This window comes from Gilliamella apicola, from assembly GCF_000599985.1.
In the GTDB taxonomy this organism is placed as follows: Bacteria; Pseudomonadota; Gammaproteobacteria; order Enterobacterales; family Orbaceae; genus Gilliamella; species Gilliamella apicola.
In genome coordinates this window covers 2,652,511-2,678,478 of record NZ_CP007445.1, presented here as the reverse complement: position 1 = coordinate 2,678,478, position 25,968 = coordinate 2,652,511, and the positions used below count along the sequence as shown (strand labels likewise).

At 32.7% G+C, this 25,968-nt stretch carries 22 protein-coding genes and 1 tRNA gene; 21 read left to right on the top strand and 2 right to left on the bottom strand.

All coding sequences use genetic code 11. From position 1 onward, the window contains the following. Window positions 1-2: 2 nt before the first annotated feature. The 4 genes from nudB (at window position 3) to GAPWK_RS11960 (ending at window position 3,631) form a co-directional block, all read left to right on the top strand. The gene (nudB, locus tag GAPWK_RS11975; RefSeq protein ID WP_025316462.1) at window positions 3-455 is read left to right on the top strand and encodes a dihydroneopterin triphosphate diphosphatase; all 453 of its coding nucleotides are present in this window, start codon (window positions 3-5) and stop codon (window positions 453-455) included. A gap of 10 nt (window positions 456-465) precedes the next feature. After that, window positions 466-882, top strand: coding sequence for a hypothetical protein (locus GAPWK_RS11970; RefSeq protein ID WP_025316461.1), 417 nt, complete (start codon window positions 466-468; stop codon window positions 880-882). A 91-nt stretch (window positions 883-973) separates the two neighbouring features. After that, window positions 974-2,440, top strand: coding sequence for a 4-hydroxy-3-polyprenylbenzoate decarboxylase (ubiD, locus tag GAPWK_RS11965; protein WP_025316460.1), 1,467 nt, complete (start codon window positions 974-976; stop codon window positions 2,438-2,440). A gap of 132 nt (window positions 2,441-2,572) precedes the next feature. Then, window positions 2,573-3,631 carry an SEL1-like repeat protein gene (locus GAPWK_RS11960; RefSeq protein WP_025316459.1) on the top strand — a complete coding sequence of 353 codons (1,059 nt, stop codon included), beginning with the start codon at window positions 2,573-2,575 and terminating at the stop codon, window positions 3,629-3,631. A gap of 42 nt (window positions 3,632-3,673) precedes the next feature. Here GAPWK_RS11960 and ppc read toward each other — a convergent pair whose 3' ends face one another. Then, the gene (ppc, locus tag GAPWK_RS11955; RefSeq protein WP_025316458.1) at window positions 3,674-6,319 is read right to left on the bottom strand and encodes a phosphoenolpyruvate carboxylase; all 2,646 of its coding nucleotides are present in this window, start codon (window positions 6,317-6,319) and stop codon (window positions 3,674-3,676) included. Window positions 6,320-6,670: 351 nt separating this feature from the next. On the opposite strand from ppc, the gene GAPWK_RS11950 reads away from it, so the two are divergent. The 17 genes from GAPWK_RS11950 (at window position 6,671) to GAPWK_RS11865 (ending at window position 23,051) form a co-directional block, all read left to right on the top strand. Continuing rightward, window positions 6,671-7,162 carry an NADH-quinone oxidoreductase subunit J family protein gene (locus GAPWK_RS11950; RefSeq protein ID WP_025316457.1) on the top strand — a complete coding sequence of 164 codons (492 nt, stop codon included), beginning with the start codon at window positions 6,671-6,673 and terminating at the stop codon, window positions 7,160-7,162. A gap of 1 nt (window position 7,163) precedes the next feature. Next, a complete protein-coding gene (nuoK, locus tag GAPWK_RS11945; RefSeq protein ID WP_025316456.1) occupies window positions 7,164-7,466 on the top strand; it encodes an NADH-quinone oxidoreductase subunit NuoK in 303 nt (100 codons plus the stop codon). A gap of 173 nt (window positions 7,467-7,639) precedes the next feature. Continuing rightward, window positions 7,640-9,310 carry an NADH-quinone oxidoreductase subunit 5 family protein gene (locus GAPWK_RS11940; protein ID WP_158413606.1) on the top strand — a complete coding sequence of 557 codons (1,671 nt, stop codon included), beginning with the start codon at window positions 7,640-7,642 and terminating at the stop codon, window positions 9,308-9,310. A gap of 17 nt (window positions 9,311-9,327) precedes the next feature. Next, window positions 9,328-10,872 carry a complex I subunit 4 family protein gene (locus GAPWK_RS11935; protein ID WP_025316454.1) on the top strand — a complete coding sequence of 515 codons (1,545 nt, stop codon included), beginning with the start codon at window positions 9,328-9,330 and terminating at the stop codon, window positions 10,870-10,872. Between the two features lie 6 nt (window positions 10,873-10,878). Beyond that, a complete protein-coding gene (gene nuoN, locus GAPWK_RS14820) occupies window positions 10,879-12,960 on the top strand; it encodes an NADH-quinone oxidoreductase subunit N (protein WP_051516287.1) in 2,082 nt (693 codons plus the stop codon). A gap of 199 nt (window positions 12,961-13,159) precedes the next feature. Further along, a complete protein-coding gene (yajC, locus tag GAPWK_RS11925; protein WP_025316453.1) occupies window positions 13,160-13,492 on the top strand; it encodes a preprotein translocase subunit YajC in 333 nt (110 codons plus the stop codon). 60 nt (window positions 13,493-13,552) lie between these two features. After that, complete coding sequence (secD, locus tag GAPWK_RS11920; protein WP_025316452.1) at window positions 13,553-15,409, top strand: protein translocase subunit SecD; 1,857 nt, start codon at window positions 13,553-13,555, stop codon at window positions 15,407-15,409. 9 nt (window positions 15,410-15,418) lie between these two features. Then, entirely contained in the window at window positions 15,419-16,420 is a 1,002-nt protein-coding gene (secF, locus tag GAPWK_RS11915; protein WP_025316451.1) for a protein translocase subunit SecF, read from the top strand. 128 nt (window positions 16,421-16,548) lie between these two features. Then, window positions 16,549-16,624 (top strand) — tRNA-Ala (locus GAPWK_RS11910). Between the two features lie 185 nt (window positions 16,625-16,809). Beyond that, window positions 16,810-17,028: a hypothetical protein gene (locus GAPWK_RS11905; RefSeq protein WP_025316450.1), complete on the top strand. Its 219-nt coding sequence runs from the start codon at window positions 16,810-16,812 to the stop codon at window positions 17,026-17,028. Window positions 17,029-17,478: 450 nt separating this feature from the next. Further along, entirely contained in the window at window positions 17,479-17,805 is a 327-nt protein-coding gene (locus tag GAPWK_RS11895; RefSeq protein WP_025316448.1) for a GrlR family regulatory protein, read from the top strand. A gap of 284 nt (window positions 17,806-18,089) precedes the next feature. Beyond that, a complete protein-coding gene (locus tag GAPWK_RS11890; protein ID WP_025316447.1) occupies window positions 18,090-18,623 on the top strand; it encodes a DUF3916 domain-containing protein in 534 nt (177 codons plus the stop codon). Window positions 18,624-19,208: 585 nt separating this feature from the next. Then, window positions 19,209-19,523, top strand: coding sequence for a chorismate mutase (locus GAPWK_RS11885; protein WP_025316446.1), 315 nt, complete (start codon window positions 19,209-19,211; stop codon window positions 19,521-19,523). Window positions 19,524-19,536: 13 nt separating this feature from the next. After that, complete coding sequence (locus GAPWK_RS11880) at window positions 19,537-20,052, top strand: ClbS/DfsB family four-helix bundle protein (RefSeq protein WP_025316445.1); 516 nt, start codon at window positions 19,537-19,539, stop codon at window positions 20,050-20,052. 46 nt (window positions 20,053-20,098) lie between these two features. Continuing rightward, window positions 20,099-20,332: a hypothetical protein gene (locus GAPWK_RS11875; RefSeq protein ID WP_025316444.1), complete on the top strand. Its 234-nt coding sequence runs from the start codon at window positions 20,099-20,101 to the stop codon at window positions 20,330-20,332. A gap of 63 nt (window positions 20,333-20,395) precedes the next feature. Then, window positions 20,396-21,472 (top strand): hypothetical protein, encoded by a 1,077-nt coding sequence (locus GAPWK_RS11870; RefSeq protein WP_025316443.1) that lies wholly within the window; start codon window positions 20,396-20,398, stop codon window positions 21,470-21,472. A gap of 862 nt (window positions 21,473-22,334) precedes the next feature. Then, entirely contained in the window at window positions 22,335-23,051 is a 717-nt protein-coding gene (locus tag GAPWK_RS11865; RefSeq protein ID WP_025316442.1) for a hypothetical protein, read from the top strand. A 160-nt stretch (window positions 23,052-23,211) separates the two neighbouring features. Here GAPWK_RS11865 and GAPWK_RS11860 read toward each other — a convergent pair whose 3' ends face one another. Next, on the bottom strand, window positions 23,212-25,923 hold the full coding sequence (locus GAPWK_RS11860; protein WP_038517540.1) for a CRISPR-associated helicase/endonuclease Cas3: 2,712 nt from the start codon (window positions 25,921-25,923) through the stop codon (window positions 23,212-23,214). Window positions 25,924-25,968 lie beyond the last annotated feature (45 nt).

Sequence of the window (25,968 nt, the reverse complement as noted above, 5' to 3'; positions counted from 1 at the left end):
AGATGCGAGAATATAAAAAACCTGAGTCGGTTCTGGTGGTGATTTACTGCCAGACAACCAATCGTTACCTTATGTTACAACGCAAAGATGATCCATTATTTTGGCAATCAGTAACAGGTAGTATGGAGACAAATGAATTGCCACGTCAAACAGCAATTCGTGAAGTTTTGGAAGAAACAGGCATTGATATTATAAAGGAAAATCTTGAGCTAATTAATGCTAACCATACAGTTGAATTTGAGATTTTCCCACAGTTTAGACACAGATATTCGCCAGAAGTTAAGATAAATAAAGAACATTGGTTTTATTTGCCTCTTGCTAACGAAGTAATTCCAGTTCTTACCGAGCACTTAGCTTATCAATGGCTGACTATGGAGGATGCGGCTAAACTAACTGTATCGTCTAATAATAGTCAGGCTATTTGTAATATTAACAACTTTCTTAAATTGAGTTAAGAGGTAAAAAATGAAATTAAGCCAGTATACCATTGTATTATTTTGTTTACTTTTTTCGATAACGAGCAGTTATGCCGAAATTAATATTGAAAAATGTAAAACAAATGAAAGTGATTATATTATTTTTGATGAATATGATTCTCAAATTGCTGAAAAAATAATTGATTATAAATTACATAACCAACCAGAAAAGCGCGAAAGTAGTATTATCAAAATATTTGCCAATGAAAATAGTGATGACCGTAATTATTGGTTAGCTTCTTTCCAATTTGATGATCAAACTCAGCAATATTTATTTTTTCAAGTTGAACCCGAAACATTTATTGAAATTGATAAAAACCAATTTGAAGCTTTACTACCTAAAATTGTAGAGTGTAATCAAAATCAACAAACACCCATTTACAGTGAAAATTTTGATGAAGACTAACTGCAATTAAAGAGATAACCTCTTTGAGGATTAAAAGGTACCTTTGAATATTATTTACAAAAGGTCAACAAGTAATAGAGAGTGGTAATAAATGAACTTTTCTGATTTCCGTGAATTTTTAGATTATCTTGAACAGCAAGGTGAATTAAAAAGAATTACTTATCCTGTTAATCCTTATCTTGAAATGACAGAAATTGCCGATCGAGTACTTCGTAATGAAGGACCTGCTTTATTGTTTGAAAATCCGATTGGTTATGATATGCCAGTTTTATGTAATTTATTTGGTACACCTAAGCGTGTGGCTATGGGGATGGGCCGTGAAAACACTTCTGCTTTGCGTGAAATAGGGGAATTGTTAGCATTTTTACGTGAGCCCGATCCACCTAAAGGCATTCGCCAATTTTTTAATGTACTACCTAAATATAAACAAGTCTTAAATATGCCAGTTAAACAACGGTCATCAGCACCTTGTCAAGAGGTGATCTTTGAAAATGATGAAGTTGATTTAACGCGTTTACCCATTATGCACTGTTGGCCTGAAGATGTCGCACCTTTGTTATCTTGGGGATTGACTATTACCAAAGGTCCATTTAAAGATCGGCAAAATCTCGGTATTTATCGCTTACAGCTCTTAGGTAACAATAAATTAATCATGCGCTGGTTAGCTCATCGTGGAGGTGCGCTAGATTTTTCTGAGTGGCAACAAGCACATCCTAATGAAAAATTTCCAGTTAGCGTTGCAATTGGCGCTGATCCAGCGACAATTTTAGCCGCAGTCACACCCGTACCCGATACTTTACCTGAATATGCTTTTGCAGGATTGTTAAGAGGTAAACGAACAGAGGTAGTTAAATCATTATCCAACGATTTGAATGTACCTGCAACGGCTGAAATTATTCTTGAAGGTTATATTGACCCCAATGAGTTAGCAAAAGAAGGTCCTTATGGTGATCATACTGGTTATTATAATGAAATTGAACAATTTCCAGTTTTTACTGTAACTCATATAACTCATCGTAAAGATGCTATTTATCATTCGACTTATACTGGGCGACCACCTGATGAACCTGCAGTCATGGGACTTGCATTAAATGAAGTGTTTATTCCAATTTTGCAAAAACAATTTCCTGAAATTGTGGATTTCTATTTGCCACCGGAAGGGTGCTCATATCGTATTGCTATTGTTACTATAAGAAAGCAATATCCGGGGCATGCTAAGCGTGTCATGATGGGAGTATGGTCTTATTTGCGTCAATTTATGTATACTAAATTTGTGATTGTCTGTGATGATGATATTAATGCTCGAGATTGGAAAGATGTCATGTGGGCAATTTCGACACGTATGGATCCGCATCGTGATACGACTTTTATTGACAATACCCCGATTGATTATTTAGATTTTGCTTCACCTATTTCTGGATTAGGTTCTAAAATGGGTTTAGATGCAACCAATAAATGGGCTGGGGAAACCGGTCGAGAGTGGGGAAAAATAATAAAAAAGAATCCCCAAATTGTTGCTCATATTGATGAAATTTGGGACAAACTTGGAATATCATGAATTAAATATTGCAAGTGAAAAATAATTATAGTTAAAATTATGTACTGTAGATAAATGAATCAAAAAAATAAAAACTATTTTTTTTAGATAATTGTGTATAATTATTGACCATGTTATGGTAATAAAAAACTTATGAAAAAACTTCAAATTTTATTGGTACTATTTTTATTCATCTCTTATGGTGCTTTGGCGAGTGAAACTAAAGTGCAATCAGATATGGATCTACAAGTTGCCGAACCTGGGGCATTGATTCCTTCTTTGCGTGTATCTGCTGAAAACGGTAATGCTGAAGCACAATATTCTCTAGGCACTATTTATAAACAAGGATTAGGTGTTGAAATTAGCGATATTAGAGCATTATTTTGGTATAAAAAAGCGGCAGATCAAGGTTTGGCTAAAGCACAAAATAATTTGGCATTTATGTATCAAAATGGTTTGGGGACAGTAGCTGATCCCTATGAAGCGTTCAAATATTACAAACTTGCCGCAGATCAAGATTATGCATTAGCCAAATATAATTTAGGCTTAATGTATAAAAATGGTGAAGGCACCGACAAAAATCCATCAATTGCGGTTAACTACTTTGTTGAAGCGGGTAATCAAGGTGTTTTAGATGCTTATCTAAATCTAGGCATTATGTATTTTTTTGGTGATGGTGTTGAACAAGATCGTTTGATTGCTGCCGACTGGTTTAGTAAAGCCGCGACAGAAAGTAATCCAGAGGCCCAATACTATTTAGGATTAATGTCAGAGCACGGCGATGGGTTGACTAAAGATTATGTTGCAGCCATCTATTTTTATACTCAAGCCGCTACACAAGGTAATGTGCTTGCCATGTATAATTTAGGCATCATGTATGCAACGGGTACTGGTACTAAACCCGATAATGTGCAGGCAGCCAATTGGTTTACTAAAGCTGCGGAAGCTGGTAACGCTGATGCTCAATATAATATTGGAGTTATGTATGATGTTGGTGGTGGAGTGTCAAAAGATATTGCAAAAGCCATAGAATGGTACATAAAAGCGGCTGAGCAAGGTAGTGTTGATGCTCAATATAATTTAGCTATTAAGTATTTAGATGGCGAAGGGACAGAAAAAAATATTAATAAAGCGATATATTGGTTTACTAAAGCTAGTGAGCAAGGTGACCAAGATGCTAAAGTATATTTAGATGAATTATTAGAAAAATAAAAAGAGCAATTGATTGCTCTTTTTATTTTTTCCTGTTTTTAACTATCCTGAGTTACGCATACCTGCCGCAATACCAGAGATGGTGATCATTAATCCTTGTTCAACGTTACTATTTTCATCCTCATTACGATTACGCGAACGACTTAATAATTCAGCCTGTAATAAATTTAGTGGCTCAATGTAGGTATTACGTAATGCAACAGATTCTGCAATCCAGGGTAGATCGGCCATCAAACTGATATCATCAGTGATAGTGAGTACCGTGTTGATATCTTGCGTTAATAGATTTCTTAACTCTTCTCCTAACGGCCATAAGGCAGGATCAACAAGTCTTTGCTCATAATATTCATGGATATTTGGTGCTGCTTTTGCGTACACCATTTCGAGCATACCTAGGCGAGCATTAAAGAAAGGCCAATTATGATACATGTCTTTAAGTAGATTTTTGTTACCTTTTTCGATAACTTGTTTGAGTGCTGTTCCTGCACCGAGCCAAGAAGGAACCATCAAACGGTTTTGTGTCCAAGCAAAAATCCATGGAATGGCTCTTAAACTTTCAATACCGCCTCCTGTTCGTCTTTTTTGTGGACGAGAACCGAGTGGTAATCTACCTAATTCAGTTTCTGGTGTTACTGCTCTAAAATAATCGACAAATTCAGAACGTTCACGAATGTAACTACGATAACAACGACAAGAGATATCAGACATTTCGTCCATAATATCCCGCCAGTTTTGTTTAGGTTCAGGTGGTGGTAATAAATTAGCTTGCAAAATGGCTGAGGCATATAACATCAAACTGCTGAGTGCTACTTCAGGTAAACCGAGTTTAAAACGAATCATTTCACCTTGTTCGGTGACTCGAAGCCCTCCTTTCAATGACCCAGGCGGTTGAGATAATAATGCGGCATGTGCTGGCGCACCACCACGACCAATTGAGCCACCACGACCATGAAATAAAACTAAATTAATATTATATTTTTCGAATAATTTAACTAACTCTTCTTGTGAACGATACTGAGCCCATGATGCAGCAAGCGTTCCTGCGTCTTTAGCTGAATCAGAATAGCCAATCATAACCATTTGCTTGCCATGAATCTTTTCGCGATACCATGGAATATCAAGCAGTTTTTGCATAACTGTCTTGGCATTATTTAAATCGTCTAAGGTTTCAAATAATGGCGCTACAGGAATTACCTTTTGACAGTCAACTATTTTTAATAATAAGTAAACAGCCAAGATGTCTGAAGGTGCTTTGGCCATTGATATAACGTATGAAGCAATGGATTCTTCACCAGCCTTTTTAATAACTCGACAGGTATCTAAAACTTCTTGAACCATTTCATTTGGTTGCCAATGGTAAGGTAACAGTGGACGATTTGATTGAAGTTCAGTTAACAAAAAAGCCTGTTTTTCTTCTTCTGACCACTCGGCATAACTGCCTAAGTTAAGTTCTTTGGTTAATGCATCCAGTGCTTCTGTGTGTACGGAACTATCTTGTCGGATGTCTAATCTAACCAGTTGCAGACCAAAATTTTTTATACGTCGCAAAGTATCAAGCAGTGGTCCATGTGCAATCGTTGACATGCCATTTTCGATTAATGATTCATAACATGTATAGAGTGGTCCCCATAATTGTTCGTTTTTAATTAAAATATCCGCTGGGGGTAATACTTGTTCGTTATTTAATAATGACACTATAAAACTGTGAGTTTTTACTAAACGTGCACGCAGTTGTTTCATTACCGCGCGATAAGGTTCAGTTGCAGCTTTATTATTTTCATCTAATAGATCGATGACAGATTGACTGCACTCAGTCATGGATAATTCACGAACCAGAATTTGAATATCCGCTAAAAAAAGTTCAATTGCTTTTAATCTAGCTTGCAACATAACTTTTTCAGTCACTTTTGCTGTTACATTAGGGTTGCCATCGCGATCACCACCCATCCACGAAGTAAATTTAATTGGTACATGCTCAACGGATAATTGTTCATTAAATGCATCGACTAACTGATCATTAAATTCGCGCAAAAAGAGTGGTACCCCTTCCCAAAGACTATCTTCAATAACCGAAAAGCCCCATTTAGCTTCATCCAGTGGCGTTGGTCTTTTTTTACGAATCTCATCGGTGTACCATGCTTGACAAACTAACTGCTTCAAACGACGCATAATTCGCTCTATTTCATAATCTGCTAAATCGTCGTGATCAAGTTGCGATAGACAGCTATTAATCGCTGTATAAGTATTTATCATGGTTCGGCGATTGATCTCTGTTGGATGTGCAGTTAACACAAGTTCAATCGAAAGATCATTAATGGCTTGAGTGATCGTCTGATTTGAAAAATTAAGATTTTTTAAAGTACTAAACAGTTCTGTCATTTTTTTAGGGCTACTTGATGCTTCACCATGTGGGGATATTCCATAATATTCTGCTGCGGTGTTAACTAAATTTAAGAACTGATTAAATGCACGAGCCACATGTAATAAATCTTCATCATTAAGATTTTCAATCAGTTTAAGTAACTTATTATGAGCTTGCTTATTACCTTGTTGAGCTGATTTTGATAATTGTCTGATTTGTTCAACTAAGTCAAAAGTATCGTTACCTGTAGCCCGTTTAATTGCATCACCTAGTAAAGTACCTAGCATATTGACGTTGCTTCGCATAGAGGAATATTCACTGTTCATTATCTTCTCGTTTTTATCTTTATTAAGTCATAACAAACTTTAAGTTGTCTAATGAGCATGACAATTTAAAGGCGTTGGAATAGATGTTAGTTAATGTGTTTAACTTATACACTTTATAACAATACCACATTGAATTTAAATCATAAAATTTTATAATTTTTATTTTTTTTAACGTTTTAATTATATTTGTTATACTTTACTGATTGATAAAAACAAAATTTTCTAACATTTTTTAACCAAATCTCATCTTTTTATGTTTGCTTTATGTTAATACAATGTCAGTAAACTGTATCTTGATATGATTTGGGTATATACTAACAAAACTATAAATGCATATTGGATTATTATTTGATGCTTATTGTTTTCTATATTGCGTCTATTATTGCGGTGTTTGCCAGTATAAAAGCAATTAGTTGCTTACGTGTTGATAAGGCTCTTTTGTACTTTATGGTTTCACTTTTTTCTTCAGCCTTAATATTTATCTTGCTTGATGCATATTTTTCCGTTGTCTTATACATTTTATTATTTATTGCCGGCTCAGTGACTTTGTTCTTATCTGTTGCCATTGTATTGCAAATTCGTATAGATAATGTTGAAAATAGAAAACGAGGTATCAGTCCTAAAATTTGGTTAGGGCCTTTAGTTTTAGCATTTATTTTACTCGTTGTTCTTATTTATGGTGTAGTTAGTACTGACTATTCACAGATTAAAGAATCGCACGAATTGATGCATGAAATGTCAGTATATGCTTACATTTTGATATCTGAACTCGCTGGTTTTTTATTATTAGGTGCAATTGTGATCGCTTATCATTTTATGCATCGACTCTTGTCGGAGAAGTAATATGATTCCTCTTATGTATAGTCTTATTTTTGCCTCAATTTTATTTGTGATAGGTTTATTAGGGGTAATGATTCGACGTAATCTCTATTTTTTGTTATTAAGCCTTATGATTATGAATAATGGTGCTATTGTTGCATTGGTTTCTGTAAGTAGCTATTGGCAACAATCGGAAGGACAACTCCTTGCTATTTTAGCGGTGATTACTGTATTAGCTCAAGCTTGTGTAGGACTTGCGTTGTTTATGAAATTAATTTATCGCCGTAAAATCTTTAATATTGATTCACTGAGTGAAATGAAAGGATGAATTTACTTTACTTAACTATTATTACTCCCTTGCTGTCTTTTTTGTTGTTAGTTTGCTTGGGTAGACATCTTCGACCAATCAACGTCATGATTATTGGCTTTAGTACAATGCTAATAACAAATCTTATTACTATATTTACCTGTATTGATTTTATAAAAAACACAGTTCCGGATATGTTGTTAGTATATACAAGACCATTATGGACTTGGTTTTCTGTTGGGGATTTTGTTGTACCTTTATCATTAACGTTAGACGGTTTATCGTTAACTTTCTTAGTGATAATTGCATTTTTGGGATTATTAATTTATTTCTTTGCAGCAAGTTATCTAACATCAAAAAAAGATATCTATACTTTTTATGCCTATAGCAATTTATTAATCGCGAGTATGTTAACCATTATATTGGTTGATAATCTACTTGTTATGCTTATTGGTTGGGAAGGAGTAAGTATAAGTACTTACTTACTTATTGGCATCTATTATAAACAATTGCGCAATGGTTACGCTGCCGTTAAAGCTTTTGTTATTATGCATTTAACGGATATCTTTTTAATCATTGGTGTATTTTTACTTTATCAAACTTTAAATACTTTAAATATACGTGAAATTTTAACTCAAGCTCATGACAATTTAGCGATTGATTCCGATATTATATTTTGGATCACATTAATGCTATTTTTAGGTGCTATTAGTAAGTCCGCTCTTTTTCCAATGCAATCTTGGTTTGTCGAAACAACATTAGCACCAATGCCTGCGGTAGCTTTAATGCAATCATCTACTGTTATATTAGCGGGTGTATACTTGATTTTAAGATTAAGTAACTTGTTTATGATGTCTAGTGACACATTAGCCCTCATGACTATTTTCTCCTCGCTAACGGTTTTATTTGCAAGCTCAATCGCCTTGGTTCAAAGTGATGTTAAACGAATCGTAACTTATATTAATTTAGCCCAAATAAGTTATTTGTTTTATGCTTTTGCAACACAAAATTGGGGATTATCGCTTAATTGTTTAATTAATTATGTTGTAACTAGCACTTTATTGATTTTAGCATCGGCAATATTGCTCAAAAAATGTCAAGGCGAGCGAGATATTAATAAACTCGGTGGACTTGTAAAATTATTCCCTGTTCTCAATGCGATATTTTTAATTATTATGTTATCGTTAAGTGCGATTCCTTGGATTTCAGCTTCATTTTATATTAAAGGTGATATTATTTGGGGATTAATGATAAAAGATCATTTAATGGCTGGAACGATTGGTTTATTAGGTATTTTGTTATCTAGCTTAAGTATTTGGCGCCTAATTTTTATGGTCTTTTATCATAAACCAAAAATTGCTGAATTTGCTAAAACAAAATGGATTAGTTATTGTCCAATTTTTATCTTACTCATATTTACGACAGCCATTTTTATCTATTTGCCAATACCTGTACAAAGTATTATTCCTATTGCTAAATATGATACTAATAGTCAGTTATCGTTTCAATTATTGTTATCTGCGGTAACCATATTAAGCTTTGTTATTGCTTATATCTTTTATGCACACCCAAATAGTGAAGTGCAAGAAGTATTAAATACGCCAGTGGTTAAAATTATTATAAGATTATGTAGTTGTGATTGGCGATTTGATTATTTACTGAGTATCATTTTCGTGAAACCTTATCAGCATTTAGCTAACATGCTTAAAAAAGATCCATTGGCGATTTGGGACAATTGGATTATGTTGGGCATAAAAAAAATAAACTCATATATTGTCAGCTTTGAAAATGGGCATATTCGGTGGTATATGGTATCTATTGTTATAGGCAGCATTATTATATTAATGTTACTGGTTTTTATTTAATAAAGGTGTAATCATTCATGTTGTTATGGCTTGTTTTTTTACCTGTTATAGGTGGATTTATTAGTTGGTTATGCCATGTATTTTTATTGCGGATTGTAAGATCCTCGCGAATGGTATCGCGCTGGTATCAATTGCCGATGATTATTGCTTTCATAACCATTTTTATAACTCTATTGTTATCACTTAGTTTATGGCAAGAAGGAATAACTGTTTTACAGCAAGGCAATAATTGGAAAGAAGAAGTTAACATTGAATGGATCCCTTTGCTTAATATTCACTTTCATTTAGTCTTAGATGGTCTATCGTTAGTTTTAATTACTTCAACTCTATTTATTGTTTTACTAACAATTGGTTATTCAAGTAAAGAAAGCCCTAATAATTTTGGTTTATTTTATTTATGCATTTTATTTATGACATCTGCCATTATGATGTTATTTGTCATAACAGATCTATTTTTAATGTTCTTTTTTTGGGAAGCAGTGGCAATCCCAATCTATTTTCTAATTTCTTTATGGGGAAGACGAGATTCAAATTCTCAATTACGTTTTAATGGAGCAAGTAAATTTTTAATTTATACACAAATTAGTAGTTTACTGATGTTGATTTCAATTGTTTCATTGGCTTTAATTAACTGGACTTTATCCGGTCATTGGACATTTGATTACCAAGAACTAACCAAAACACCTATTTCAAGTTACACTGAATTTATGCTAATGCTAGGTTTTTTAGCTGCCTTTATTATACGTATCCCATTTGTACCTTTTCATAGCTGGTTTATTGATGCGCACATTGAATCATCAACTACTGGTTCAATGATGATAAGTGGATTATTACTCACAACCGCGACATTTGGTTTATTACGTATTGTTATTCCGCTTTTTCCTAATGCCTCTGTTATGATTATGCCGTTAATTATGATAATGGCATTATTTACGGTTATCTACTCGGCATTACTGACATTTATTCAAACCGATATTAAAAAATTAATTGCTTATGTACATATCGCTTTAATGGGGTTTGTAACTGCAATTATCTATAGTGGTTCTGTTATTGCTTACCAAGGCATTGTGATACAAATGATTGCTATTAATTTAGTAATTGTTGGCATGTTCATGATTAGTGGCTTGTTAGTAGAATGTTATTCAACACGAAACATTAGTCAATTTACGGGTCTTAAGCAACAAGTACGTTATATATCTTCTTTTACCCTATTTTTTATGTTAGCGATTTTAGGTATTCCAGGAACAGCTAATTTTGTTGGAAATTATATGATGCTACTTGGCAGTTATTCATCTTTTTCATCTTATACAATTTTGCTCGTTGTTGGCCTATTACTAGTGTCAATTTCTTTAATTATTCGAATGCAACCTATATTTTATGGCGTTGTTGAAAAAGGTTGTGTAACCAAGCATCAACTTGATAAAAAAGATATTTTGCTACTCGCTAGCGTATTTATTGTACTTGTCTTTATTGGCTTATATCCGCAAATAGTTTTAGATATGTCTTATTCTGTGGTGAATCAAACACAGCAATATATAACTGCAGAGCAAGTGGGAGAGTAATAACTTATGATAGCATTATCGCCTATATTTGTAATAAGCTTGACTATCATTGTTTTGCTTATCTTATTAATTTTCTTAAAAATAAATACAAAAACATGCGCTTTGATAACCATATGTGGTTTAGGGTGTGCATTAGCTTGTGCTGTCATTATTGGATACAATATTTCATCTAGAACCCAAATGATTACTAATATTAGTAATGATAATATGCAAATATCGGACAATTCTGATGCATCTAGTCAAGACGCTGTGTCGCCAAGTGAGGAAACTATTGCTGTTGAAGCCGTACCAACTGAAACAGGCAATTCGGCTAATGAAAACAGTGTTAATCCGCAAGTTGATACCAAAACCGAAAGTAATAATACCGAAATTAATACTAATTCTGGAGTCAACACTAATAGTGAAGCTGGTACTAACATTAATGGCGAAACTAATACTAATTCAGAAACCCAAACTAATAATGAAGCTAGCACTAACATTAATAAAGAAACTAATACTAATTCTGGAGTCAACACTAATACTGAAGCTAATACTAACATTAATGGCGAAACTAATACTAATTCAGAAACCCAAACTAATAATGAAGCTAGCACTAACATTAATAAAGAAACTAATATTAATGCTGGAGCTAATACTAACACCGAAACTGGTAATAATAATGTAACGAACACTAATATTGAAGCGAGTACTACTGCTGGAAGTAATACTAATACAGATACTGCAACGGTTGATAACAATAAAAGTGATACCGATCAACAAACAGATCCTTCAATGGAATATTGGAAAGCTCGTCAGATCACTGCACTTTTTACGTGTGATGGTTATGGATTATTATATACTAGCTTAGTTTTAATTATTGCCATTATCGTATCTTGTTTGGCTTATCGTTGGTTTGTACAAGAGCATTTATCTAATAATCTTTTTTACGTCATTTTATTGTTTATGACGTTAGGCGGTGTAACACTTGTCTATGCTAGCCATTTAATTGCATTCTTTATTGGTATTGAATTGCTTTCAATACCTTTTGTCGGATTAATAGGATACCAATATATTCAAACTCACTCCTTAGAAGCTGCCGTTAAATATATGATTTTATCTGCTGTGGCGAGTGCGTTTTTATTAATGGGAATAGCCTTTTATTATGCTACAACAGGTGAGCTTACTTTTAGTGGTTTAAGCTATCAACTCTCAACGATGTCTTATCCAAGTAATTTACTACTGATGGGAGTTTGTTTAATACTCGTTGGCGTAGGTTTCAAGCTATCATTGGTTCCATTTCAGCTTTGGTTACCTGATGTTTATCAAGGCGCGCCTACTGTTGTGGCTTTGCTATTATCAACAGTTGGTAAAGTTGCATTATTCTGCGCTATTGCAAGATTATTTTTATTGGCACCGATTGTTAATAATGAAACCATTCGTATGATTTTAGTTATCATGGCCTTTTTATCAATTTTATGGGGTAATTTAGTTGCGTTAATGCAAACTAGTTTGAAAAGGTTGCTAGCTTACTCCTCAATTGCACATTTCGGGTATCTATTGATCGCTTTAATTTCCGTACAATATCAAGTACTTGCTTTAGAAACCATTGGCGTCTATTTAATCGGTTATATTTTGGCAAACATCTGTATTTTAGGTGTTATTAGTCTAGAATCTCATTCAAATGAACTGCAAGATCATGAAAACGAAGTCGACCTTTCTGGTCTATTTTGGCGTAGACCGATTTTAGCATTAACTATGGGAATGGGCTTATTATCATTAGCAGGTGTACCGCTTACAGCCGGCTTTGTAGGTCGCTTTTTACTAGTATTATTAGGTGTGACTGCGGAATTGTGGTGGTTAATTGCCGCTGTAGTAATAGGTAGTGCATTAGGGCTCTATTTCTATGCACGTTTGATAATCAATCTTTATATCAGACCGACTTATCGCGATGATCAATTAACAAACAATCCAGTGATTAAGTTAAAATGGCAGGATATTAAAATAAGTGAACTTATGATTGCGTTTTCTGCACTATTAATTTTGATTTGCGGGATTTATCCAAAATGGTTATTCAACTTGGTAAGCATGGCGCAATACTTAACAACCTAATAAATACGTTTTAAATACGTTTCCGCCTTCATTATCATGTTGGCGGAATTATTATAGATTATCTAATATAAATCGCTATTTTTTATACTCAAACGTATAGTGAATCTGAAACTTCTTGACAAGAAATAGTTAATAACAGATTTGTTTCTTGTGTTATAATTCTGACCTTTAATATTTTATTTGAATCAAGAGGACCTGTATGGACTTTTTAATTTCTAATGCTTATGCTGCTGATGGCGCTGCAGTTGAAACTAATCCTTATTTCTTACCTATTATGTTAGTTGTATTTGGTTTGTTTTTCTATTTCATGATTATGCGCCCACAACAAAAACGAGCTAAAGCTCATCGTGACTTAATGGCTGCTATTTCTAAAGGTGATGAAGTATTAACTAATGGTGGACTTATTGGTCGAGTAGCAAAAGTTAACGAAAATGGTTATATTGCGTTAGAATTAAATGATTCAACTCAAGTTGTGATCAAACGTGACTTTATCACATCTGTTTTACCAAAAGGGACAATGAAATCACTATAATAGTGTGTTTCCTATTATAGTTCATTGTGTTAATTACCTAATCCCACAAGAGAATACGTCGTGTTAAATCGCTATCCTTTGTGGAAGTACATTATGTTGGTCGTCGTGATTTGCGTCGGCCTTCTTTATGCACTTCCTAATATTTATGGTGAAGATCCTGCTATACAGATTTCTGGTTCTAATACTTCTGAAATTGATATTACCACACAAGATAAAATCAGAAAAATTTTGGCGGATAACCACATTGAAACCAAATCCTTTGTTTTTGAAAATAAATCTATCTTAATTCGTGTTGGTGATAATGATACTCAGCTAAAAGCTAAAGAGCTGATTTCGAAAGAGCTAGGTGACGCTTATATCGTTGCTTTAAATTTGGCTCCAGCAACACCAAAATGGCTTACTGTATTAGGTGCAGAGCCGATGAAACTTGGTTTAGATTTGCGAGGTGGTGTTCACTTCTTAATGGAAGTAGATATGACCACAGCATTAAGTAAACTTACTGAACAATCCATCGAAAATTTAAAATTTGAGTTTAATAATAGCAAATTAAAATATAAAGCACTTAATAAAGATGGTAATCAACAAATTGTCATGCAATTTGATAATACCGAAGATCGTAACAAAGCCATCACTAAGATCAATGGCATCCCAGATTTTAAACTCATCTCTCAAACTGAAAACAGTATTACCTTAAGCGTTAGTGAACAACGATTACAACAAGCTAAGAATGATGCAGTCCAACAAAATACGACCATCTTACGTAATCGTGTAAATCAATTAGGTGTAGCTGAACCGATTGTTCAACGTCAAGGTGCAGATCGAATTGTTGTCGAATTACCGGGTATTCAAGATACAGCATTAGCTAAACGTATTTTAGGTGCAACTGCTACCCTTGAATTTAGACAAGTAAATGAAGAAAATACCGCCAATTTACCAGCCATGCTTACAGGTGAAATGCGTGTACCTTACGGATCTGAAATCAAATTTATGGAAAATGGACGTCCTGTTTTACTCTATAAACGCATCGTTTTAACGGGAGATCATATTACCGACTCCTCATTTAGAGTTAATGAATATGGTCAACCAGAAGTTTCCATTACACTTGATAATTCAGGTGGTAAGGCGATGTTAAACTTCACTCAAAAAAATATTCATAAAGCAATGGCTACATTATTTGTTGAATATAAAGATACCGGCAAACGTGATGAAAATGATAAACCGATTCTTGAAAAACAAGAACGTGTTATTAATGTTGCGACAATTCAAGGTATTTTTAGTGAACGATTCCAAGTAACGGGTATAAGCAGCGTTGATGAAGCTAAAAACTTATCTCTACTATTAAGAGCAGGGGCATTGATTGCGCCAATCCAAATTATTGAAGAACGTACTGTTGGACCATCAATGGGACAAGAGAACATTACTCAAGGTTTAGAATCTTGTGTATGGGGCTTATTAGTTTCTGTTATCTTTATGTTAGTCATGTATCGTTTGTTCGGTGTATTTGCAAGCCTTGCATTAGTCGCTAATCTTATTTTAATTGTCGGAATCATGTCTCTATTGCCTGGAGCAACATTAAGTATGCCTGGTATCGCTGGAATAGTATTAACGGTTGGTATGGCAGTTGATGCCAACGTTCTGATTAATGAGCGAATAAAAGAAGAACTCAGTAATGGTCGTGGCGTTCAACATGCAATTAATGAAGGATATGCAGGCGCTTGGAGTAGTATATTTGATGCTAACCTAACGACATTAATTACTGCGGTTATCCTTTATGCCGTCGGCACAGGATCAATCAAAGGTTTTGCTATAACATTGGGTATAGGTATCGTAACATCAATGTTTACATCGATTGTAGGTACTCGTGCATTGGCCAATCTTATTTATGGCGGTCGCCGTGTTAATAAGTTATCAATTTAGAGGTTTATTGTGACTGTTAATAAAAATGAAAATCATGATGTAAGAGAATTGAATCATGGCCGCAGAGTCCTCGACTTTTTAAAATTTGGCTTTGTTGCTTTTGTAATCTCAATGTTATTGGTAGTGGCATCATTTGTTATTATCTTTGTTAAAGGTTTTAATCTTGGACAAGATTTTACAGGTGGTACAACTGTTGAAATAACTGTGACCAAAGACGTTAATCTTGATGATCTACGTAATAGTTTGCGTAATGCTGGTTATCATGAACCAGTTGTACAATACTATGGTAGCAGTAAAGATATTATCATTCGATTACCTTCAGATAAGCAAGAGGATGGTAGTACATCGTCAGTAATTGATAATGAATTAGGTGCAAAAATTTCTAATTTAATACATAAAGAAATTGATGAAGATGCACAAATTAAACGAATTGAATTTGTTGGACCAACGGTTGGTGCTGAACTTGCTCAAGATGGTATTTTGGCAATTTGTGCAGCATTAGTTTGTATCCTAATTTATATTGCATTTCGTTTTGAATGGCGATTTGGTACTGGAGCGGTAGTTGCATTGGCGCATGATGTTGTAATAACTGCTGGGTATCTATCACTGTTTGAACGTGAATTAGATCTCACAATTATTGCGGCGATGCTATCAATAATAGGTTATTCACTTAACGATACCATTGTGGTATTCGATCGAATTCGTGAAAACTTTAGAAAAATACGTCGAGCATCACCTTACGATGTTATTAATATCTCTTTGACACAGACATTGCATCGAACCTTAATGACATCAGGCACAACGCTTGCAGTAGTTATTATCCTTTATATTTTTGGTGGATCTATGTTGAAAGGCTTCTCAGAAACATTAGGCGTTGGTATTGTACTTGGTACGGTATCATCGATTTATGTGGCTGCGTATATGTCACTTAAATTAGGTGTTAAACGTGAACACTTTATGCCTCCAAAAGTAGAGGCAGAAGGCGCCGATCAACCTTCAATATTACCTTAATAAGCCCATATTCTGCCACACTTATTGTGGCAGAAATTTTTTGATTATTTATCAGACAAATAAAATCAAATAGATTGACACTTAATCTTTAGTTGCATATCATTAGTCGCAGTTTAAACCTTTCTATTGGGGCCATAGCTCAGCTGGGAGAGCGCAACGCTGGCAGCGTTGAGGTCAGGGGTTCGATCCCCCTTGGCTCCACCAATTCACTATTCAATAACATTCTTTTAAATCACTTAAATCACTTAAATCACTTAAAACACATCAAACCCAACAAAAACAATGCTTAAAGTCTATTTTTTATTCATTAAGCTCCAGTAAGATGCATTTACTATCAAATTTTTTAGGTATATTCTTAGGGATATGAACGCAGTATACCTAAAATCATTATGGCAAGAATACTCTACCAAAGCTTATTCTTTCATAATAACAATACTGATGAGTCCGAGTTAGTTATCCCTGAGCCAGAGACAATTACAAATGTAGGTGAATTAGTTCTTAGTTGTGAATTTGTTAGCGTTCGTGACGGCAACGATGAAGTTAGAGAGTATTACCTCTGTACGACTCCTGACGGTGAGCAATATACAATTGAGAGTGAAGAGAATTAATAATGCTTATTATTTTTATTTATTATTTTTTATCTATAGCTACTTTGTGTGCTTGCTATTATTTTCGTCGTTCTCGTTTTACAGAAAAGGATTATAAATATAACAAACCTTTAAGATGGACTCGACGTATTCTGATAATCTGGTCGTATTTATTTATGGGAATACAGGGCAGCATTTGTTTTAGGAAAAATTTTTTCCGTGACGTAGAAAATGATTTTATCATCGGGTCAGCATTATTTTTTCTATTTGCATATATAATTGCTATAAGTTGGGTAGAAGATATCACACATCCTTTCGATAAAAAGAAAAAATAGCAATCGAATTAACAAAAAAATAACTTTTTAATTGCTCGTTATTAACTAAAAGTTAAAATTTTTTAACAAAGCATTGATCAAATATTATTCACTGTATATAATAACACCTGTGTATATAAAAACAGGTAATATAAATATGAAAAATGGTCTTTATTCTGCAAATTTTGATAGCAACACGTATGATTGGGGAAATGGAATTATTACAATTCAAGAAAACAAAGTGAATGGTGGTGATTTTGTTTGTTATTATCAAGGTGAAATTAAAGGGGCAAAAATAATCCTTCATGTGACTCAATATAACACTAATGAAACCTCAGTTTTTGGTAGTATTAAAGAATTTGATTTAGATTTAGATTTAGATATTACAGAATCAGGTTCAGATTTAATCGCTACGGGTCATGTTGTTAATCAACCACAGTTAATGATTAAAATTAAATTAAAATTCTTGTCTGACTTGATTTAATATAAATCAATTATTTAAAAACCGCTTAATAAAAGTGTCCAACTTTATGGGGTCACTTCATAATTGGCGGTTTTTGTTTTTATGTATAGTAAAAAAGTAGAGTTATGTATAGTTAAAATGAAGACTATACATAGCGTAAGTCCTTATATAATAAGGCTTATAAGAAACCATGTATAGTATGTACAGTTTTTTATAAAATTTTATTTTAATGGGAGTAGTTGTGATTTATGATATATATATAATATTATGTTCTTTTGAATAAATGAGTTTATTCAGGTAAATATATGACAGGAAGACTCTATTTGACCAATAAGAAACTGAGAGGGAAAAAACGTCGTTTAAGAGTACTTGAGGCTTGGTCTAAATCTTTCTTGGACTATTTTCCTGAACAAATCACTGAAGATAAACGATATTGGAATATAAAAATTCCTGTTGATATTCGATTGGTGCAGGGAAAGTATACGGATCAAATTACTCAAGCTCAATGCGCTCAATATTTAATTAATGCTACTTATCAGATTTATCAAGCAAAGCCATCAAATCTTAAACATTTTAGAGTTACTTGCGTTATTTGTTTGCCCGATATGTTTACTAGTGAAATTTGTATCTATACTTCAGAAGAATATTTTAAGTATCAGACAGAAGCTTGGGATAGAGAACCGGAAAAATTAGATACTACTCTAAACAGAAGTTTATCAAAAGAATGGGAATTAATATTGCCTCAAGGTTTTTGTGAGAAAGGTGTTTTAAGAAATGATTTTGATTTGGAAGATAAAGAATATTTTGTTGAACGTTGGTATTTTGGTGAAGTAGGATAGTTATTTAAATTTAAAATTTATCTAGTTGGATACCTATCGTCTAAACAAATTTTCACACTGTCAAAATTTTAAATCTGATTTTAAAAACAACTCCTTTAAAGAGACTTTCAAGTAAATTATAATTGTTTGAAATCTAATCACTTTATAGAGTCACTTTTCGATTTAGGTATACGTTTGGATTTGTTAAAAATAAAAATATATTATTAACAAGTGTTTTTCTTGCGTTGTTTAGTTTCCCTTGGCTCAATAATCAGTAACATACTTTTAAATCCTTTAAAACCTAACAAACACAAGGTTTAAAGGTCAATTTTATTAACATTATGTTATTCAACACAAAAACTAATAATGTTAGTAAGTTTATAATTGAGTTACTTATTTGAAGTAACGGTGTATTATATTTGTTGGTAAAGATATCTTGTATTGAATAAGCCAAAAATCATATTGTGATGAAATTAATGAGGTTTGTTTCTTCAAATCAATTTAAATAAAGATTATGGATTAATGAAAACTGTATTAATGAAGTTTAAGATATAACATATCATCACAATAGCTACAATATTAATAACTATCTAAAGGTTAAATGTCATGGAATATAACTCTACCCGATCACCTAAACAATGTTACGATATGAATGATATTCGTACTGAGATCGATAAAATTGATCATACTGTTATAAAACTATTTGCTACTCGTTTTGAATATGTCAAAGCTGCTAGTAAATTTAAGAAAAATGCTAATGATGTACAAGCAAAAGCCCGTTTTGACAGCATGCTTGAACAACGAAAGCTTTGGGCAAATGAGTTAGGGCTAAATGGTGATGTGATCAAAGAGTTATATGCTAATTTGGTTCGTTATTTTATTGATGAAGAATTAAAACAATTTAATAATAAAGAAAAATAAGGATAGTTTTTTTATGGCTTATGCAAGTAAACAACAGTTATTGGATGAAATAAATAAAACCGCTAAGCTGTTTATTAATGAATTCACTGATTTATCAGAATCTGAAAAAGATCTTTTAATTGACGGTGTTGATCGTACACCCGCCCAAATGATTGCTTATCAGTTAGGATGGTTAAAATTAGTTAAATCTTGGGATGATGACGAACTAGCAGGAAAAACGCCCGAGCTACCTGCACCTGGGTATAAATGGAATCGTTTAGGCAGTTTATATCAAACATTCTATGATACGTATCAAGATCTACCTCTATCAGAATTAATCCAATCATTTAACCAACAAATTACGATTTGGAACAATTGGATTGAGTCTTTAAATGATAACACATTATTTATTAAAGATGTTCGTAATTGGACTAAACCTTATCCTGAATCTTGGACAGTCGCTCGTTTTATTCACATCAATTCTGTTGCGCCATTTAAATCCTTTAGGTCGAAAATCAGAAAGTGGAAAAAACTCAACAATCCAGTTTAAAAGTAACTTAATATTAAATATAACTATATAACCTAATAGGATGAATATGGCTTTTTCAGAAACCGAACGCCAGCAATTATTAGAACTAAAATTTGTTGGCACTAAAATTATTGAAAGACTTGAAGAAATGAAACTTGATTCTTTTGATAAATTACGCAACGCCTCTTTAGATGAAATTCTTAACAAAGGTGCATTATTAACAGGCTCAACTTGTTGGAAAAACAGTCATCAAGCAAAAACTGCAATACTCAATATTTTGTATTTAGTCCAACAAAAATAGTTAAAATATTTATAGTTACAAGATAAAATGAAAAAATAATCATTCTAGTTGAGAAGTTCTGATATGAAAAAAATGTTCTTATTACTGTTATTGATGACAATTAGTATGGTTTGTCACGCTGAAGAGTCCTGTACCAATAAAACCTCTGTTAGAGATTATCAATTTGATATTAACAATCAACCTTATAAATTCACATCTTACTTTTGTGAAGATGAAAATCAAGATAGAGTTTTTCCATATCCCGCTATATTAGAAATACACGGCAAAAATTTTAATAAAACGCTTAAAAATGTTATTGGAATGGCAGGTAAGATTGGTGTCATGTTTTCAAACTGGGATGATAAAAATACACCCGTATTCCATTATACTTTCAAATCACCAAAAAATGTTGAGGCTTATATTCCCATGATCATTGATGATAATAATGTAATGGTTGAATGTTCATACATGGATAAGACATTAACAACTGGAATAAAAGTTAAATATTCTTATTGTGGTGATTTGCAAATTGTTCAAGATGGCTTTGGAGAAGTTGAAGAGGGATTTGACAATTTACTTCCTGAGTTTTATTTAGAATTAATATATGATTTTTCAGATTTTACTGAGAATAAGAAGAGTCTGAAATACAAAAATTTTGATGTTTTTATCGGCAAAATCAATGATATCAGTTTTTACCGTCGCTATTCATCGATAAAAGATTATAAGTTGAATAAATATATGGTTGTTATAGCAAACAAAGAAAAAGAATACCAATTTAAACAACAAGATGAAATTTATCAACGTATGGGTAATCCTTTTATTCCAGAACGTTTTATTGGTCTGGATATTGTCGATTCAAAAGGAAATATCAAGTTTTATGATAAAAAGGCTTTATCGGCATTATTAAACGATTCGCCAATAAAAAGAAACATCAAATCTTATATACAGAATGATAAAAAAACACAACTTTATAATCAACCTGATGATAACTCGGCAACAGATATTTTCCTAGTCAAACACGATTTTGTCACAATTTTAGATGAGATTTTGAATGAATACCAATACGATATTCTTTGGTACAAAATAAGTTATAACAGTAAAGAACACGGTAACATAACTAAATGGATTAAAGGAAAACCGTTTATCTCTAATTTAGATTAGTTTGAATTTGAATATTTGGCATAAAACAAGTTATTACAGTAACAAGCACAGTAAAATAATTAAATGGATTAAAGAAAAATCATTTAACTTTAAGAGAAATGATTAACGAGAACACTTAATTAAATAAATCAGAATGTATATTGATTAACCAGCTAGAGTCAGCAATATAGCTAAATTACAATCCTTAATATTATTGTTATTTTGTCAAAAAGTTTGAGGAAATGGGTATGTTTCAGTATAAAACTAAAAAAATTGGTAGCGTTTTTAATTGACTATTTTAATTATTTAACAATTAGTTATAATTAAATTGTTTCTTTCCCTATATAGGGATAAACCGATACTATACCAACACAAAATTATAAACGTTTAGTGTTTCCTATATGCATAAAGTTAAATTTGTCAGCTAAGGATCAAATCAATTTTAGTTACTATTACTGGTAACTAAATTTATAATTTAAAGGCGGTACAGTAATACATATGATTTTTAATACTATTCTCTACTAAATTCATTAAATCTAAAAGTTAACCTATCTATTTTATGGATAAGATGTTTATTTCTTTATCCTCACGCTTATTAGTAATTAAACATATTCCTTATTTTGATAAATTTAATGTGATCAAAAACACAATTTTACTATTATCGGTGAGTTTATACACAAAAAAGTAATGCAGATAACCTGTTGAGAATGATAAGATAGCTTGTAGCAAAAGGTTTTATGGCTTTAGCTTTTTAGATTATGATGTCTTTTCAAATTAAAAATTGTAGTTTTATATCATGTTCTTAACAAAAGAATATTTGTTAAATAACTAAATTGTTGTAAAGTATGCAGTCTTTTTAGTAGTCAATGGATTAAGGATTTTTATGAAAACATGGCAGCGAGTTTTAGCTTGTTTTTTGGGTGGTTGTTTGATTGTTGGCGCATTTTGGTTTTTTACACAAACTTCATTAAGTGATGGTGATAATCAGATAGAAAAAGAAAAAAAAGCGCTCATTTCTGAGTTTAATTCAAATAAAGAAAATATTTTTTCACAAATTAATCAGCTAATCACTGAAGAAAAATATGATGAAGCGATTTCTTTAGCCAGTAAATATCAGGTTACAGAAGATCAAGCATTGTTGAAATTGAAAGATCAAGCTCAAGCAGAATTAACAAAAGTTAACACCCAGAAACAAATTACAGATTTGTCAAATGAGCTTAATACAACTCCTGAATCTGAATTACAGAAAAGATTCGATTTATACAGTAAACTATTAGAACTCGTTCCTGATAATTCGGAATATAAAACTAAATACGCTGAGTTAAAGCCAATAGTAGAAAGACAGCAAATGATAAGCTCTCAATTTACGGATGAAAATGGTGTTCATCGTAAACTTGAAAAATTTATAAAATTTAAATTGAAGGATGTAAGCACTTATAAACATCTTGAAACTAAATATGTCGAAAATGACGATGATACTTTAACAATTACCATCACGTTTAAGGGCAAAAAGGATGGTAGTAATAAAATTACTAAAAATACTGTTAAAGCGATTGTTGATTTAAATGGCAATCCAATTCGTATTATAAGTTGGAAATAAAAGGAGCTATAGCTCCTTTTTTAAAGTTATTAAATATGTGGCAACACTGAATAATAATGCGATATTCCTTCACTTTCTGCTTGTTCACTTATTTTTTATTGCATTTCATCTCTAATTTAAATCGGTTAATTTTCCTTAAATTTAATAGCTAGTGTTTCAATCAGTTAGCATAAAAACCTAATGATTTTGAGTAAAAAGATGAGTCTTTCCCTTTTTTAAGTAAAACAATGATGGCTTGTGGTCTATGCAGTTGCTGTCTAATTTTTTCTAAACTTATGTCGTCAAGTTGTTTAATGCTTTTTTTTATTCTTTCCCATTTTGATCGGCTGATTGGCACTCGGCTTTGTTCCCATGCATATTCACTATTAACACTGTAAGGGATTATTTTGTTTTCTTCATTATAAGCTAAATATAGATCGATATTATCTTTAGACAATCGGGTGGATAATTCAACATCTTCATCCCAATAGCTATCAATGCCTCGTCTATAACCACTGTTAATATCTAATACACTCTGATTGGCAATAGAAGAGTGACTAAAAGACTTTCCTTTTTCTTTATTGTAAACTTCTGATAACCCTGACGGAAGCTCAATATCTTGAGCATAAACAGAATCAATCAATAAACGTGCCTCTTGAGGCATTTTGATATATTCTTGCTTAAGTAGGATTTTTTGAGTGAGCCATAAATAAGCGTGATTAGGGTATACATAACTGGTATTGCGAAAAGCAGGATTATCCAGCCAATCTTTTTGCGGTTCATCTTGCCAAGGTGGCGCAAACACAGTAAGAACGGGCGGATCTCGCTCATCTTTTGATAGATTTTCTTTATTATCAGGTTTGATATTGCCGTATTTATCTCTTACATGCCGTTGTAAACGCCCGGCACGTTGTATCAATAGATCGATAGGGGCTATGTCACTTATCATTTCGTCAAAATCAAGATCTAAAGATTGTTCTATGACTTGGGTTGCAATGATCACTTTTGCTTGACGAATTTTACTATTTGAGGATTTTCCTGCCCATGTTAAGGCTTTTTCTTCAATTTCCAGTCGATCACAAAAAGCAAATCGACTATGAAAAAGTAAAATATGATCAGTGTCGATATTCAAGGTAAGTTGTAGTTGCTGATATAACTCAATAGCATCAGCTACACTATTTTTAATCCAACAGATAATTTTACCTTGTTCTATTGATTGTTTAATTCTAGTTATACCGGTTTCAATGTCGGCAATCCATGCTATTTTAACCTGACGTTTTACTTCTTCCCTGGTATCTATTGGTTGTTCAGTCAGACCATGATAATTAAGTCTCGTTATAAGCGGAAACGGTAATGACTGATTTAAAGATAAGGTTTGTTGGTTATTTGTTAAACCTTTATTGAATGCATTAAGTAACTTCTCACGTAAAAAGCCAGGTAATGTGGCAGTTAGAATAATGGCGCTACCGCCTTGTGAGGCGTGATAATTAAGTAATACTTCTAGCAGCTTTACCATGTAGCTGTCATAAGCATGAATCTCATCTAATATAAGTAATTTATGTTGCAGACCTAATAAGCGCAATGATTGATGTTTAAAAGGCATAATAGCCATTAAAACCTGATCCAGTGTACCTACGCCAACTTCTGCTAATAAGGCTTTTTTACGAGTATCAACAAACCATTCGTTACATTCAGCACTGACAGATTGTTCACCATTAGAATATTTTTGTTGGCTGATATGATCGTTCGTTAAAATGGATTGGGTAAAATTTGGATTCATATAGCTAGCGCCGTGAGTCAACACTAATGATGGATGACTACCTGTTTGATATAATTTTTCGTAGACATTTGCGGTGCGTTGATAAATAGCATTAGCTGTTGCCATAGTTGGTAGACCAATATAAATTCCTTGTGCTTTTTGGGCTGACATTAATCGACTTGCTAAAATCATTGATGCTTCGGTTTTTCCTGCACCCGTTACATCTTCCATAATAAACAATTCAGGGTTTTCATCAAATAATTGACAGGATAATGCGTACTCTTGTAGTGGTGTTGGTTTTTCAATAAAGGGAAAGAGATTTTTAATATTCTTAAATTGAGCAACAGAAGATAATTTGGGTAGAGTTGCTATGGCATTTTCGGCTTGAATGATTGCATGATTTTGCCAATATTCCATTAATGGCATCACTTGCCTATTAAATGCGAATAACTGCTCATTTGATCCTAACCAATCGCTGATAACAGTTAAACCAGCAATCAACCAACTTATTTGGTTCAGTTTTTTTTCATGTGTTTCATCGGAAAAAAATTCTAGATAATGTTGTAATTTATTATCTTTAATAAAAAGCTGATTAATTGCTTGAATATAATCGGATGCACTTTCTTTATCTTGTTGATTAAATGCTAACTTACCTTTTATATCTTTTAGTAGTTTAGGAGGCTTTCCATGATGCCCAGCCATGATTAGTAACCAAATATTATATAAATTCTTAATTTTTCGATTATATTGGTCTAGCTGAATTTCTGGCTTGAGTGATAAGAATTCACGCCATAACCACCAACCCAATGAGTCATGTCTTGATAAATATTCTTTTGAGGGATCAGCGGCAACAAGTTGTGGGTTATTGTGCTTAAATAGTTTTTGAAATCCATTAGCAAATTTACCAATATCATGCCAAGCTAAAAAATAGGCAAACCAAAGTGCAGCTTGTTCTTTATCATTTGAAGAAAAGCCTATTTTTTCAAATAATTCAAAAGAATTTAAATAATTGTGTTTGACTATCTGATAACCGCATGCCGCTACATCTAAATTGTGATAAGCAAGCAAATGATAGGAAGAATTATCGGCATTTTGTCGACATTTTCCCCAATATTGATAAAAAGATTCCGCCATTATAATTATTATCCCTTTTTAATTGTCGATAGATTGATTCATATT

Excerpts from the sequence above, each read along its gene's own strand:
- nudB (WP_025316462.1), top strand. The coding sequence starts at position 3 with ATGCGAGAATATAAAAAACCTGAGTCGGTTCTGGTGGTGATTTACTGC.
- GAPWK_RS11970 (WP_025316461.1), top strand. The coding sequence starts at position 466 with ATGAAATTAAGCCAGTATACCATTGTATTATTTTGTTTACTTTTTTCG.
- ubiD (WP_025316460.1), top strand. The coding sequence starts at position 974 with ATGAACTTTTCTGATTTCCGTGAATTTTTAGATTATCTTGAACAGCAA.
- GAPWK_RS11960 (WP_025316459.1), top strand. The coding sequence starts at position 2,573 with ATGAAAAAACTTCAAATTTTATTGGTACTATTTTTATTCATCTCTTAT.
- ppc (WP_025316458.1), bottom strand. The coding sequence starts at position 6,319 with ATGAACAGTGAATATTCCTCTATGCGAAGCAACGTCAATATGCTAGGT.
- GAPWK_RS11950 (WP_025316457.1), top strand. The coding sequence starts at position 6,671 with ATGCTTATTGTTTTCTATATTGCGTCTATTATTGCGGTGTTTGCCAGT.
- nuoK (WP_025316456.1), top strand. The coding sequence starts at position 7,164 with ATGATTCCTCTTATGTATAGTCTTATTTTTGCCTCAATTTTATTTGTG.
- GAPWK_RS11940 (WP_158413606.1), top strand. The coding sequence starts at position 7,640 with ATGTTGTTAGTATATACAAGACCATTATGGACTTGGTTTTCTGTTGGG.
- GAPWK_RS11935 (WP_025316454.1), top strand. The coding sequence starts at position 9,328 with ATGTTGTTATGGCTTGTTTTTTTACCTGTTATAGGTGGATTTATTAGT.
- nuoN (WP_051516287.1), top strand. The coding sequence starts at position 10,879 with ATGATAGCATTATCGCCTATATTTGTAATAAGCTTGACTATCATTGTT.
- yajC (WP_025316453.1), top strand. The coding sequence starts at position 13,160 with ATGGACTTTTTAATTTCTAATGCTTATGCTGCTGATGGCGCTGCAGTT.
- GAPWK_RS11905 (WP_025316450.1), top strand. The coding sequence starts at position 16,810 with ATGGCAAGAATACTCTACCAAAGCTTATTCTTTCATAATAACAATACT.
- GAPWK_RS11895 (WP_025316448.1), top strand. The coding sequence starts at position 17,479 with ATGAAAAATGGTCTTTATTCTGCAAATTTTGATAGCAACACGTATGAT.
- GAPWK_RS11890 (WP_025316447.1), top strand. The coding sequence starts at position 18,090 with ATGACAGGAAGACTCTATTTGACCAATAAGAAACTGAGAGGGAAAAAA.
- GAPWK_RS11885 (WP_025316446.1), top strand. The coding sequence starts at position 19,209 with ATGGAATATAACTCTACCCGATCACCTAAACAATGTTACGATATGAAT.
- GAPWK_RS11880 (WP_025316445.1), top strand. The coding sequence starts at position 19,537 with ATGGCTTATGCAAGTAAACAACAGTTATTGGATGAAATAAATAAAACC.
- GAPWK_RS11875 (WP_025316444.1), top strand. The coding sequence starts at position 20,099 with ATGGCTTTTTCAGAAACCGAACGCCAGCAATTATTAGAACTAAAATTT.
- GAPWK_RS11870 (WP_025316443.1), top strand. The coding sequence starts at position 20,396 with ATGAAAAAAATGTTCTTATTACTGTTATTGATGACAATTAGTATGGTT.
- GAPWK_RS11865 (WP_025316442.1), top strand. The coding sequence starts at position 22,335 with ATGAAAACATGGCAGCGAGTTTTAGCTTGTTTTTTGGGTGGTTGTTTG.
- GAPWK_RS11860 (WP_038517540.1), bottom strand. The coding sequence starts at position 25,923 with ATGGCGGAATCTTTTTATCAATATTGGGGAAAATGTCGACAAAATGCC.